Source organism: Clostridium aminobutyricum (genome assembly GCF_017255415.1).
In the GTDB taxonomy this organism is placed as follows: Bacteria; Bacillota; Clostridia; order Peptostreptococcales; family Anaerovoracaceae; genus Aminipila; species Aminipila aminobutyrica.
Genome location: NZ_JAFJZZ010000001.1, coordinates 584,183 through 597,377, shown reverse-complemented (window position 1 = coordinate 597,377; position 13,195 = coordinate 584,183). Strand labels below are relative to the sequence as shown.

Here is a 13,195-nt window from a genome sequence, read left to right as displayed (position 1 = left end):
CATTATTGCTCAGTCGCTACTTATTTCGCTTTCAAAGCTAATTCCACGAAAGATGGATCAATGGCATCTTCGAAAGCTTTGAGATCCGGTGCTTTGCTGATATTCCCCTGAGCCTGATGGAAATCCGCAATCGTCTTTAAGGTTTCAGCTAATTTTCCCTTCTTTTCAGTGGTGCCGAGATAATCGCCTGTCAGCTGATTTTCGCCGGATACCCAAATGTTGTCATCCACTTGACCTTTGGCATTTTCCTTGGTAATCCCTTCCCAATCTGCTACAGCCTGTGTTGCCTGATCCGGATTTTCTTGTGTCAGATTATAGGTATCAATCAGAGCCTTTACATATTGACTGACAAGAGTCGGATATTTTTCGGCAAATTCGTTTCTTGCCACACCGATCTCAGGGATAAGGACACCCTGTTTTGCAAGTTCCCCGTCATTGGTAATGATGGTGCCGTCTTTCACGCACTCATCCAAAGCCGGGCTCCATATGTAAGTTGCATCAATGTCACCTCGCGTCCATGCTGCAACGATGTCTTGGCCGCCCATATCCAGAAGCGTCACATCTTCTGCGTTCAAACCACCCAGTCTTAATGCATTTAATAAGGCATAATGTGCCGTCGTTCCGAATGGAGTAGCGATGGTCTTGCCCTTCAAATCAGCCACCGTACTGATTCCCTGACCGTTTTTTACAGCCAGTGCTTCAATATTGCCACCTTGAACGTATGGTACAAATACGGCTTTATAATCGATTCCATTGGCTATGCCAAGGGCAATCGGAGAAGAGCCGAAAGATGCCACATCCACGTCTCCCGAAACAACCGCATTATTGACGTCCGTTCCTACCGAATAAGTGACCGTATTGACTTTGATATCGATTCCGCTGAAATAATTCTCCTGAATCAAAATGGCTGATTCAGGGCCGCCTTCAATGATACCGATGTTGATCTGAGAAGGATACGTTTCTCCTGTTATAGGGTCTTTTTTTGCATCCGAAGAGTCCTCATTTCCTGTTGCGCCGCACCCAATCAGCTGACTTCCCAGTATGAACAACATACTTACGACCAATAATTTTTTTACCAACTTCATTTTAATGTACCTCCTAATTTGATTAATATTTGCCCTTCCAAAATATGATCTTTTTTTCTAAGTAAAGTAATATTTGGTCCAGCATGATTCCGGTAATACCCATGATGATGATGCCTACGAATATGACATCACTGCGCAGATATTTACTGGCATCCAGGACCATCCAGCCAATTCCTGATGCAGCTGCAACCATTTCCGCAGCTACAGAAGTCGCATACGCTCCACTCATCGCATTCCTTAAACCCACAAAGAGATCAGGTAAGGATGACGGAAAAATAACGTGAAAGAAAATTTGTCTTTTGTTGGCACCTAATGTCATGGCCCGATGAATATAGTCCTGTTTCACCCGGGTAACACCGGCAACACAAGAGACGAAAATTGGTGCAAAGGCACCTAAAAATAAAAGAAATATCTTCGAACTGTCTCCGATCCCCATCCATAAAATGATAATCGTATAATACCCTAAAGGAGGAAGGGGCCTGATAAAGGCGATGATCGGTTCAAACACTGCTTTTATTTTTTCCGAATATCCGCTCAAAAGACCTAGAGGAATAGCGGTAATAACGGCAAAGAAATATGCGATGAACAGCCTTCTTAAACTGGCAAATAAATGTGCCCATAACGTATGCCCTTTATAACCGTTTTGAATCAGGTCCAGAAAACTATTCCATATGGCAGCTGGTGAGGGAATGATGATACTTGAAATCCTGTTATCCCATGTCACAATCACCCACAGCAACAGGATGACAACGCCGGTTAAACTATTGATGATGTACTTCTTGTTTATCTTATTGATCTTAGTTCCCTCCTTCAATACATAGTAAACACATATGAATTCATGTATTTACATTAACTGAAAGCCGAGTAAAGGGGAACACCCTTTTATTTCATATGGGGTATTCAATATTTTCATAAAGCTAATACAGTCCAATTTACTGTTCCATGCTCAACAGTCAGTCTGCTTGGTTTGCTCCGCTTGGTTTTCAGCGTTTTATTTTTTCTACTATTTCTATTATGGTATTTAGAATAATCCGATCAATTTTTGTAGTTTTGTATTTGATGCTTTCCACATATCCAACCTCAAATTCCAAATTTTTATCTGAAATCGGAAGTCTCCTGATCCATCCGCTTTGGACATAAATATCATGCTCCGACATATACCTCGGGAAAAAAGCAACATAATTATTGTGGGTTATCATGCTTTTGATAGAATCCAGACTATCGGTACGAAAGATGATATTGGGCAATTGATCCGTGCCGATCATATTGGTCAGTCCGCCGTTATATTTTCTGAATTCATCTCGATAAGCGATATAAGGCTCTTTCACCAGATCGCCGTAAGAAATGCTTTCTTTATTCCAGTAAGGAGAGTTCTTACCCACATAAAGCACATATTCATCCTTGAACAAAGGCGTGTATTTCAAATCTGTATTCCGTTCCAACTCCCCGTAATTAATTAAAATTCCGAATTTTGAAATACCGGATGATACATCGTGGGCAACCTGACTACTTTCCGCTGTCGCTACTGAAAGCAAGATGTCTGCCGTATTATCGGTCAGGCTTTGCAGAGTCTTGGGGATGATCCAATCGCAAATACATGGAATACAGGTAATATGTACTTCTCCGACATTTCGCAGTTCTTTCGAGATTTCTATGATCTCATCGATGGACTTAAAAATATCTTCTGTCTTTTGCAGCACCAGTTCCCCTATTTGCGTCGGTGTTACGCCGGCATTGGTCCTCTTTAGCAGCTCCGTTCCCAGTTCTTTTTCCAGATTGATGATGGAATAACTGATAGAGGACTGCGACATAAAATTTTTTTCCGCTGCAACCGAAATGGAATTATATTTAACGGCTTCTTTAAAAGAATGTAATTGCTCGAATTTCAAAATGACTCACCCCAATCCAATATTATATTATTCATATATGTTTAATATGAATAATACCACTATATCCTCTTACCTGTTATCCGTCAAGTCATTTTTCAAATCCACCTATTTAAAGAATATCGTTGTTTTCGATACCCCATATCCTTTTTTGCTGCTATTCAGCAGGAACATAAACGTATATCATATAAAATATATAGGTAATATAGGCTTTAATCATTTAGAACATACTCTTTGGAAAAAGTTGAAGGATAAACCTCTGCCGCTTTATACAAAAATTTCGATAGGAACGGGCAGAGCAAATGGAGGGGAATATGAATCGAACAGGAAGAACACAAAAACTGATTGTCTTAGGAATTGACGGAATGGACCCTGTCACCACCAAAAGATTGGTGGACGAAGGCAAATTGCCGAATATCAAAAAATATCTGGAGCTTGGCTCTGCAAGAGGAGGACTGGATATGCTGGGGGCACATCCCACGATCACGCCTCCTTGCTGGACGACACTGGCCACCGGCGCTTATCCCGGAACACACGGCATCACCTGTTACTGGCGTCAATCGCCGGACAGCTTGGACGCCGTTGTGTATAACATGGATTCCAGAAACTGCAAAGCAGAACAAATTTGGAATGCGACAACGGAAGCCGGTTTAAAAACGCTGGTATGGCACTGGCCCGGTTCTTCTTGGCCGCCGACATCCAAGAGCCCTCTTCTCCATGTGGTTGACGGTACACAGCCAGGTTCTGTCAATATGGGGGTATCCCAAATGGATTGGGAAAAAATCCTTTATGCCTCTGCTGATACGGAATCGCTGAGTTTTATCCCACATACACAGAAAGCTGCCGGCGTAGGCTGCAACATTACGGATATGAATGAAGTCTTTTCGCCGGATGACGATGAAAATGACGAAATGATGGAACTCTGGTGGGGAGATGAAGCACGAAAAGGCGGAGAAATAAGAACCTATGTTAAAACCCTTGACGATACGGAGATGATGATCGGGGCCAAGGTGGCTTATGACATGATTTTTTCGCCTTTGCAGCCTGCTGCCGACTGGTCCTCCGCGCCGGAAGATGCGCTGGAATTTACCCTTCTTATCTCCGGCGGAAAAGAAACGCGCTACGGCCTTATCACGCGAAATAAAGAAGGTGTCTATGATACGGTTTCTCTTTACCGCTTGAAAACCGACAAAGAGCCTTTTGTGGTGATCGAAAAGGATAAGATGGTCACGGGCATTATAGATACCGCAACCAAGAAAGGGGTTACAAAACAGTGCTGCCGATCTTATAAAATATTGGAGTTAAGTCCGGACGGAACAAATCTCCGCTTATGGATCAGCAATGCGTTAGATGTCACCAATGATATGCTCTGGCATCCGGCAGCCTTGCACGATCAAATTGTAGAACAGGTGGGCCATATCCCTCCGGTGAGTTTGATCGGAGGAGAAGACTCGGAACTGGTTGAGCAAATTTTTGAACCTTCGTGGGATATCTACAGCCAATGGCAGGCGGATTGCCTTGTGCACCTGCTGGACAATGAAAACTACGATGCTATATTCAGTCATCTACACAATATCGACTGTGCCGGTCATCAAATCTGGCACCTTGGAAAAACGTTGGAACCGTGGAGTCATATTGATGAAACAGTCTATCAGGAACTCATTGAACGCTTCTATGTGCAGACAGACCGGTACCTTGGACGTTTTTTACACTTTGTTGACAAAGGCTATACCATTTTCATCGTTTCAGACCATGGCCTTCTAGTCGGTGAAAATGTACCCCCTATTCTCGGGGAATACGCCGGACTCAATACCCAGGTAATGGAAGAACTCGGCTACACCGTTCTGAAAAAAGATGCGGACGGAAATGCCCTTGACGAGATTGACTGGGAAAAAACCCGAGCTGTTCAAATTCGAAGCAACTACATCTATATTAATCTAAAGAACCGTGATCCACATGGGATTGTCGATCCAAAAGATAAATACGACTTGGAAGAACAGATCATTTCAGATCTATACAATTACCGGGATGACCGTACCGGAAAACGCGTCGTCGGTATTGCCCTGAGAAATAAAGATGCCGTTCTGCTGGGCACAAACGGCCCGGAATGCGGCGATATCTTCTTCACCATTGAAGAAGGCTTCAACCGTTTGCACGGAGATGGACTGACAACGGCGGAAGGCTATTTTAATACTTCTGTATCTCCGATTTTTATCGCGGCAGGTTCAGGCATTAAAAGCAATTTCATTACAGATCGTGTCATCCGCCAAGTAGACGTAACGCCAACCATAGCAGTATTACTCGGGACCCGCATGCCTGCACAGTGTGAAGGTGCTCCGATCTATCAAATCTTGTCGGATGAACTATAAGGAGAATAGGAGATGTCAATCAACATACAATTTGTTTCGGATTATGTATGCCCGTTTTGTTATATAAATAAGATATTTTTGGAAAAAGCATGTGAAGGCAAAGATATTCATATAGAATACCTTCCCTACGAGCTGACTCCGGAAACGCAAAAGCAGGTGGACGTCTACCGTGACCCTGTGCGCAAGGCAAACTGGCAAAAAACCATTGCGCCGATAGTAAGGAAACTGAACCTTGACATGAAACTGCCTCCGAAGGTTTCTCCGAGGCCGTATACCCGTCTGGCTCATGAAGGATATTATTATGCGCTGGACCACCAAAAGGGTTCGTTATACAATGACCGCCTTTATAAAGCGTATTTCGCAGAAGAATCCGATATCGGTGACTTGCAGGTATTAAAACAGATTGCCGCGCAAATCGGTCTGAATGCGAATGATTTCGAGACGGCACTGATCGAGGGCATTTACCGCTCCAAACTCATCGGCGCGAAAGATTCTCCAGTCTCTGCACAAGTCACCACCCTTCCAATGATCAAAATCGGTGATACCGTCCTGCATGGCGGTATTCATTCCAAGGAATATTTTGAGACATTATTGGAAAAAACACAGAAAACAGCCGACGAAGAAGTTGTGACAGGAGCCGGCTGCGGCGTTGACAGTTGTACATTTTAAAAGAAAGTCCACAGGGCCAGGTTTTCCTTGCTCTGTTTTCTTTTACTTAAACCGGTTAACCAAATGCATAGTTTCTCCTCCTTATTAATACACTTAATGAAATAAAACAATCGTGAGAGGAGTTCACCCTATGGCACACTCGTTTTCTGACAATCGTCATCCCTTTGATACCATGACTTTGACCGGGCAAGGTACGGTTATGGCAACTCCTGATATGGCGGTAATTCGTCTGGGAGTACAAACAACCGGATACGATTTGCCCCAGATACAAGCTGACAATGCACAAATTAGCCAACGGATCATTCAATCCCTAAGTCAAGCCGGCTATACAGATATAAGAACCATTCAATACTCCATCGATAGGATATACGAATATCAGGATGGGAATCCGATTGACAAAGGCTATTCGGTACGCAATATGATAGAAATTAGAACAAATTATATCGATCAGGCAGGAAATATCATTGATACTGCCGTTAATATGGGTGCCAACGTTGTGGACTCCATATCCTTTGAACTATCCGATCCGCAGCTTTATTACCAGCATGCTTTGAATTTGGCAGTCGACAATGCCATTCAAAAAGCTAAATCCATTGCAGCAAACTTACGCATAAAATTATCTCCCGTACCAGTACGTATTATTGAAGGCGGTGCACCAGCTGTTCCACTACAGCAATTTCAGCGTGAGGCTGCTGCAACTCCTATATTGCCCGGGGAAATGAGAATAGAAGCCTCTATCACCGCTGATTTCCTCTATTCCTAATGACAGAACCAAATAAGGGCAAGGAATAGTACCTTGTCCTTTATTGTTAGTGATATCCCTTACTCTTCTTCTGGCGTAGGATTTTGTTTTCTTCCGAAACCGTGACCCCTATCCATGGGATTTCGGCCCATCCTAAAGCGGGGATCGTCCTGTTCTCCTCCAAAACCTCCGTGTCCCGGCCAGTTTCGATGCGCACCAAAATGTTCTCTAAAGCTATGTTCGTCAATATTTCGGTTGAAACCCGTTTGTGAACGTTCGTCTAATTCGGCCTCAAGTGTTTGAATGATGCGGTCAAGATAATTGCTTAAATTGTTTTGCTCTTCTTCATTTAAACATTCAAACAATTTAGCAAAGCTAAATTCTTGATCGGTTGCTTCACTTCCTGATTCAGTGAGCTTAATCATCATAGCACGACGGTCTGTTTCCGACGGCGTACGGGTAATATATCCACTTTTTTCGAGTTTCGACAGAAATTCCCCCAATGATTGAGGCGTCATATCAAGCAGATAAGAAAGTTCTTTCTGGCTGATTTCCGGTTTTATCTTCAATATGGCCAATACACGTCCCTGTCCTCTGGTCGGATCCCCCATCGGCCCATGATGGCTATGATTCTGTTGGTGATAACGGTGTAACAGCCACTCTACCCTTGTGAACTGTTCAATCAAATCAACTATATGATCACTCATTAAAAATTCCTCCTTTAATTTATACTATATTATAAGGTACCTTATGTTTTAGATTTTAAAGGTACCTTAATAATTTGTCAAGACCTTTTTTAAGGTACCTTAATATTAAATAAAAATATCCCTTATGTATTGGAATTTATGCAATAAAAAAGACACAGATAAACTTGCTGATTTACCTATGTCTATAACTTTTACTATTTTATACTTTTAATCCTATGGTTAAACCATTTCACCGCTTCGCTTGAATTCTTTAACTGTGCGGCACCTTATATCCTTTTTGAAAGCATGAAAAAACTGCATATCCTATCATAGCAGCAGCCGTATTCAGCATAATATCATCCACATCAAAGATTCCAAACATTGTCACTAATTGAGTTACTTCCATTCCCAGAATGGTCAATATGGTGATACCGAAAACCTTCCACCATTTTCTGCACTTCTTATAGGCTGTGGGAAGTAAAATACCGAAAGGAATAAAAGGAATGATATTCCCTAAAATATTTTCTAATGCCCACCTATGGGTTATATATCGAAATTGAACTTTCAGTGAATAAAACGGCTCCAGATTGTAATTCCAATAACCGTGGCTTCGATTTTCTCTGATGGTATTTACCTTTGCTGCCATCGTGTATAATGAGCCGTCAAATTTTAGCACTACAACAATAAACAGTACGCTAATATAAATCCAAAATACCAATCGAAAGAGCTTCTCTTTTTTCATGTCATTCCTGCCTTTATCCAATGTGAATGTTGTGACCCTTCTATCCTACCACAAAAAAGCAGAACAGCATATTGGAAAAAAGTACATTTTAAAAAAATTTATAGTTCTTCAGGAGTTAAACCGCTTCGGCAGAAAAACTCTCCGAATACTGCGCCGCCGAAAATCAGTACAGCACCAAGGAGCTGCACAACATCCATGGTTTCATGTAAGAGAAAAACGGAAAACAGTACAGCGGAAAGCGGTTCCAAATAGCCGCAGATTGCCACGGTCTGTACAGGCAGATCACCAATGGAAGAAAAGTAAAAATAACACCCAATGCCTGTATTCACAATACCCAAAATTAAAATGGGAATCATACTGCTTGCCTCGATATTAATCGTCAAACCTTGCTTCATGCCCAGAAAAATGGTAGCGGTCACACAACTGATTATCAGCTGCCACATCGAATTTTCCAGTCCGGTAATGCTCTTTGCCTTTTTATTGCATATCACCATAAAGGCATACATCACAGCAGACATACCCCCGCACAATATTCCCCATGTTGTTTTCCCTTCCGATAACGCTTGCGTATTTACGCAAAACATACCAATCAATACGATAAAAAATCCGAATGCTTTTGCCCAGGTTATTTTTTCTCGAAACAAAATCGGGGAAAGGATCATGACGATTACAGGCCCGCAATAGTAGGCCAGCGTAGCGATACTGACACCGACCTGCCGATAGGCTTCATACAAAAACATCCAACTGGCGCCCATTGCGATTCCGGAGATCAATAGATAAACAGCGTGGGTTCTGCTATCCGTCAGATGTATTTTCTGTCTGCTTGCTATGAAAATCAACACCAGCAGCAGGCTGCCAATCAGCGTTCTCGTAAAAACGATCTCATAGCTGCTTAATGCAATATAGCTTGCCACTATACCATTGAGCCCAAATAGCAATAATGATGCAATATATTTTATATATGCTTTATTCGTTTCCATACTACCATCCCATACTTGAAATTCAAACAACTATACTGTATCATAATTTTTAGCATATCAAAAACGAATATTTATCATGATTTGCATGATAAAATCAAATATATAAGAGGAGTGACCTATGAACATTCAAAAGTATATGGCTTTTGTAAAGGCCGTGGAGTACGGAAGCTTTACAAAAGCGGCTGAATCGCTTAATTACACTCAATCCGGTGTCAGTCGTATGATTAATGATTTGGAAACCGAGTGGGGCGTTTCTCTGCTGGAAAGAGGAAGAGCTGGCGTCAGCCTTACCTCTGACGGGATAAAACTATTGCCTATCCTGCAGCGTATCTGCAATGAACAGGAAAGGTTGATTGTTCAGGTTAGCAACCTGCATGAGCTGCAGTCCGGACTGATTCGTATCGGTACTTTTTCTAGTGTGGCTACTCATTGGCTTCCAAACATAATCAAAAGGTTTCGGGAGGACTATCCTAAGATAGAATTTGAATTGCTGCTCGGCGATTACACAGAAATTGAAGACTGGATTCAGGAAGGCCGCGTAGATTTCGGATTTCTACGACTTCCCACAAGTATTAAACTGGAAACTGTTTTTCTGGAAAAAGACCGCTTGCTTGTTGTGCTTCCTGAGAAGCACCCGCTTGCAGACTGCGATAAGTTTCCGATGGAAGAACTGGAAAAGAATCCATTCATACTTCTGGAAAAAGGTGCAAAAGCCGAAATTGCTGAGATTTTTGAGAAAAACCATCTTACTCCAAATGTTCATTTTACAACATGGGATGATTATGCAATCATGTCCATGATAGAAAACGGGCTGGGTATCAGTATTCTTCCAGAACTGATTCTGCAACGTATTCCCTACCATATCATTACAAAGGAACTGGAATTTCCTGCGCATCGGAGCATCGGCATAGCCATGCGAAATAAGAAGTCTCTTTCTCTTGCTGCACAACGTTTTCTGGAATATCTGCCATATAGAAAGCAAAAAGGCTTGAGCTAAAAGCTCAAGCCTTTTCTTCAATAAACCGAACCAGTTCTTCATTGAATCGATCCAGCTGATCGTAGAATAAAAAATGACCGCATGACTCAAGCGGCACAAGCTTCGCATGTGGAATGGCTTCTTTCTGTGCCAAAGCTAACGGATAAAGACATACCTTATCGTCCAAACCATGTAGAATTAAAGTAGGAACTTGAATCGTTTCTAAATCATAAAAAAGCCCTTCTTCATCCAGCCATGTATTGGAAACTGCCGCGGTAGCCCAACTGGAAGCTTCCAATCCCAAGTCAAAAATCCAATCCGATATACCGGTGGTAACATAATTATGAAAGATTATATTGCCAAAATCTCGGAGCATACTAGGACGGTCCGTATATGTACCTTGTATAATATCCAGCACCGCCTGCTTTGGTAACCCATACGGGAAATAAGGGCGCTGGATTAAACTAGGGGCAGCGGCAGCAAATAAAGCAAGTTTGCATACGCCATGTCCTCGGTGTCTGGCCATGTAACGAATGGCAATCGCACCGCCCGTTGAGTGCCCCCCAAGTGTAAAGTCTTTTAGTTGCAGTGAATCCACCACAGCTCGCACATCATCCGATAATCGATCATAATCATAGCCGCTCCATGGCCTGGCTGACTTTCCAAAACCTCGGATATCCAAGCCGACACATCGGTATCCCTGTTTTGGCAATTGATTATATTGGTATTCGAAAAGATTATGATTTCCGGGCCATCCGTGGATAAACAGAATGGTTTTATTGCCGGTTGGATTAATATCTTCTACATAAATGTACACATCGGGTTCAGCATTTACATAATACCCCACATTCATACCTCCATTTAATTAATCATACTTACAGAATACTCATCTTTACATATAAAATGACACTTATTGAAAAAATAAAAGGCATGACGCCAAAGGACCATCATGCCTTAATTAAATTTTAGTAAACAAAAACTTTATACTATTTACCCGGTTTAATATATTCCATAAATCCGGACTTTCCGGTTTTCGGGAAAATACCTTGATTTACAGACTTAGCATCCTCTATCGAATAAAAAGCCTTTGGATCGCACTCTTCAATAATGCTGACCGCTTTGCTTAAATCTTTTCGTTTAATGACAGTGTAGACAATTTTGACAGCCCCGTTCATGCCATGAGCATCAATACTGGTGACGCCAAAACCTGCCTTGTACAGCCTTGCTTTCATTTCATTTTCATCACTTATTAAGAAAATTCGAATAATGAGCGTCCCCATCGCCAATTTATCTTCTATGAATATACCGATAAAGTTGCCCATCGCATATCCTCCCGCATAGGCAAAAAAACACGCAATATTATCTAAATGCTGCATGATTTGACTGATCGCAATCAACCAAATAGAAACCTCAAAAAAACCCAGTAAAGGCGCAAGCTTCTTTTTCCCTCTTGATACAAAGATAATTCTTATAGTTCCTATCGATACATCAAATATTCTGCACATAAAAATCAGAATAGGAAGAATGATCCAACTAAATACCCAACTGTCTAATAGCTGTTGAAAAAACACGATATAACCTCCATGCATTATAAGCAAAATTTAAAATGATCTGTTGCCTAATGATATTCTAGTATATTATATCAAAATCTGGGAACAAAGGAATCTGATTTTTGAGAATTGACACCGTCCAAATTTTACAAAAAGCTTACTGGCTAATCAATAAGCTTTTGAACTGAGAGTTATATCGCGGAATACGCCGATCAGCATGGCATGGATTTTTAACGTTCGGCAAAGTGTTCCATGATTTTTGCCCAAATACGTTGTGTCTCGACAAATTCACCGTAATGCTTTTCTACATTTTTATGGTATTTCTCCATTTCAACAGCAATATTAAAGAAATCCGGTTTATTAAAATAATTGCAGATTTTAGGCAATGACTCATAAAGTTGTTCCCGCATCTTTTTAATTTTAGCCTCATAGTTATCTGGCTGTGTGATGTAAAGAAGTAACGGCTTATAACGAATCCAACCAATGCAAGCCTTGTAAAATCGTGTGGTAACCTGTTCGTTATCAGCTTTAATAAACTTCAATCGAATCGGGAGTAAGCCTTCCAAAAGATCCCTGTAAGTGGAAAAACCGTCATGGAATGCATAACAGGGTACGCGTAGAACTTTTCGTTCACTCAGACAAGTACTTAAAAAAGTATCTTCGCCTCTTGCTCCCGGCGGATTGTAAAAAGGGAAAACACGTTGAACATTTTTCAGATTAATGCATAGATTTGCACCGGAAATAAATTTGGCATGATTTACTTCTTCCACCTCTACAGCGCTATTACTGGTCAATATGTCTATATCCGCATAGGTCACCCCTCCGTTATCCATAACACTTTTGAGAGTATCCCAATTAATGATTTCATTGCTGATAGCTTCAATAAAATTACGAAAATCATCTTCCTTCAAGCTGTCATTAAACTCTACAAAAGGGACAGGTGATATATATCCGCAGTGATGGCCGTGAGTTATGTCCGCTTGATCAATATATTTGATATGATTTGACAAAATATCCTGACCTCCCCAAAGGGCAGTTTTATGTTTATTGGTGACCGCCATGGGGTATTCGTCATCATCCATAAAAACTAAATAATCAATCTTATTTTTTATTGCAAAGTACAACAGCGCATTCCGTTTAGCAGCATACCCGTTTCCAAATATTTTACCCGCCTCTATACTATCAATGACGTTTTCTTGAGTCAGATAGCTGATTTCGTCTTTAATAGAAGTGCTCCCGATAAACGTACTGCTATCAAGCTGATCAGCCAATTCAGCAGGCACATTGGTATAATCCGTTATCTTAGTTTTATTATATTTTAGATCATATGCGACAAAAAGGTTTAAACTGATTTGATCGTTATCTACCAAGCCGGATTCCTTCCAGTTGTGTATGTTGGTTCTCAATGCTTTCTGAAAACTTTTTCTTCCAGTGGCAAAACCGATTCCAACTTTAATATCTTTCGTATGATGCATTTCATAACTCCTTTAATATGATTTACTCTTTATAA

13 protein-coding genes are annotated in these 13,195 nt (G+C 41.2%); 4 read left to right on the top strand and 9 right to left on the bottom strand.

All coding sequences use genetic code 11. The annotated features are described in order from the left end of the window. Positions 1-20 precede the first annotated feature (20 nt). The 3 genes from JYB65_RS02890 to JYB65_RS02880 form a co-directional block, all read right to left on the bottom strand. Positions 21-1,085 (bottom strand): taurine ABC transporter substrate-binding protein, encoded by a 1,065-nt coding sequence (locus JYB65_RS02890; protein WP_206581109.1) that lies wholly within the window; start codon positions 1,083-1,085, stop codon positions 21-23. 22 nt (positions 1,086-1,107) lie between these two features. Then, a complete protein-coding gene (locus tag JYB65_RS02885; RefSeq protein WP_209010475.1) occupies positions 1,108-1,899 on the bottom strand; it encodes an ABC transporter permease in 792 nt (263 codons plus the stop codon). A 169-nt stretch (positions 1,900-2,068) separates the two neighbouring features. After that, complete coding sequence (locus JYB65_RS02880) at positions 2,069-2,974, bottom strand: LysR family transcriptional regulator (RefSeq protein WP_206581108.1); 906 nt, start codon at positions 2,972-2,974, stop codon at positions 2,069-2,071. 311 nt (positions 2,975-3,285) lie between these two features. On the opposite strand from JYB65_RS02880, the gene JYB65_RS02875 reads away from it, so the two are divergent. The 3 genes from JYB65_RS02875 (at position 3,286) to JYB65_RS02865 (ending at position 6,772) form a co-directional block, all read left to right on the top strand. After that, positions 3,286-5,340, top strand: coding sequence for an alkaline phosphatase family protein (locus JYB65_RS02875; RefSeq protein WP_206581107.1), 2,055 nt, complete (start codon positions 3,286-3,288; stop codon positions 5,338-5,340). A 12-nt stretch (positions 5,341-5,352) separates the two neighbouring features. Continuing rightward, a complete protein-coding gene (locus JYB65_RS02870; RefSeq protein WP_206581106.1) occupies positions 5,353-6,009 on the top strand; it encodes a DsbA family oxidoreductase in 657 nt (218 codons plus the stop codon). Between the two features lie 130 nt (positions 6,010-6,139). Further along, positions 6,140-6,772 (top strand): SIMPL domain-containing protein, encoded by a 633-nt coding sequence (locus JYB65_RS02865; RefSeq protein ID WP_206581105.1) that lies wholly within the window; start codon positions 6,140-6,142, stop codon positions 6,770-6,772. A 59-nt stretch (positions 6,773-6,831) separates the two neighbouring features. Here JYB65_RS02865 and JYB65_RS02860 read toward each other — a convergent pair whose 3' ends face one another. From JYB65_RS02860 to JYB65_RS02850, 3 genes are all read right to left on the bottom strand, one after another. Next, positions 6,832-7,458 (bottom strand): MarR family winged helix-turn-helix transcriptional regulator, encoded by a 627-nt coding sequence (locus tag JYB65_RS02860; RefSeq protein WP_206581104.1) that lies wholly within the window; start codon positions 7,456-7,458, stop codon positions 6,832-6,834. A gap of 250 nt (positions 7,459-7,708) precedes the next feature. Further along, a complete protein-coding gene (locus tag JYB65_RS02855) occupies positions 7,709-8,179 on the bottom strand; it encodes a VanZ family protein (protein ID WP_206581103.1) in 471 nt (156 codons plus the stop codon). A 98-nt stretch (positions 8,180-8,277) separates the two neighbouring features. Continuing rightward, entirely contained in the window at positions 8,278-9,159 is an 882-nt protein-coding gene (locus JYB65_RS02850; protein WP_206581102.1) for a DMT family transporter, read from the bottom strand. A 118-nt stretch (positions 9,160-9,277) separates the two neighbouring features. Between JYB65_RS02850 and JYB65_RS02845 the strand changes: the two genes are divergently transcribed. After that, positions 9,278-10,156, top strand: a complete 879-nt coding sequence (locus JYB65_RS02845) for a LysR family transcriptional regulator (protein ID WP_206581101.1) — start codon at positions 9,278-9,280, stop codon at positions 10,154-10,156. Positions 10,157-10,160: 4 nt separating this feature from the next. Here the strand turns inward: JYB65_RS02845 and JYB65_RS02840 are convergent, their stop codons facing one another. From JYB65_RS02840 to JYB65_RS02830, 3 genes are all read right to left on the bottom strand, one after another. Next, a complete protein-coding gene (locus JYB65_RS02840) occupies positions 10,161-10,982 on the bottom strand; it encodes an alpha/beta fold hydrolase (RefSeq protein ID WP_206581100.1) in 822 nt (273 codons plus the stop codon). A gap of 139 nt (positions 10,983-11,121) precedes the next feature. Continuing rightward, complete coding sequence (locus JYB65_RS02835) at positions 11,122-11,706, bottom strand: DUF2179 domain-containing protein (RefSeq protein ID WP_483413772.1); 585 nt, start codon at positions 11,704-11,706, stop codon at positions 11,122-11,124. 209 nt (positions 11,707-11,915) lie between these two features. After that, positions 11,916-13,160: a hypothetical protein gene (locus tag JYB65_RS02830; protein ID WP_206581099.1), complete on the bottom strand. Its 1,245-nt coding sequence runs from the start codon at positions 13,158-13,160 to the stop codon at positions 11,916-11,918. Between the last annotated feature and the right edge of the window lie 35 nt (positions 13,161-13,195).

Bases quoted from the DNA above. Each gene is read 5' to 3' on its own strand.
- JYB65_RS02890 (WP_206581109.1), bottom strand. From the start codon at position 1,085: ATGAAGTTGGTAAAAAAATTATTGGTCGTAAGTATGTTGTTCATACTG.
- JYB65_RS02875 (WP_206581107.1), top strand. From the start codon at position 3,286: ATGAATCGAACAGGAAGAACACAAAAACTGATTGTCTTAGGAATTGAC.
- JYB65_RS02870 (WP_206581106.1), top strand. From the start codon at position 5,353: ATGTCAATCAACATACAATTTGTTTCGGATTATGTATGCCCGTTTTGT.
- JYB65_RS02865 (WP_206581105.1), top strand. From the start codon at position 6,140: ATGGCACACTCGTTTTCTGACAATCGTCATCCCTTTGATACCATGACT.
- JYB65_RS02860 (WP_206581104.1), bottom strand. From the start codon at position 7,458: ATGAGTGATCATATAGTTGATTTGATTGAACAGTTCACAAGGGTAGAG.
- JYB65_RS02855 (WP_206581103.1), bottom strand. From the start codon at position 8,179: ATGAAAAAAGAGAAGCTCTTTCGATTGGTATTTTGGATTTATATTAGC.
- JYB65_RS02850 (WP_206581102.1), bottom strand. From the start codon at position 9,159: ATGGAAACGAATAAAGCATATATAAAATATATTGCATCATTATTGCTA.
- JYB65_RS02845 (WP_206581101.1), top strand. From the start codon at position 9,278: ATGAACATTCAAAAGTATATGGCTTTTGTAAAGGCCGTGGAGTACGGA.
- JYB65_RS02830 (WP_206581099.1), bottom strand. From the start codon at position 13,160: ATGCATCATACGAAAGATATTAAAGTTGGAATCGGTTTTGCCACTGGA.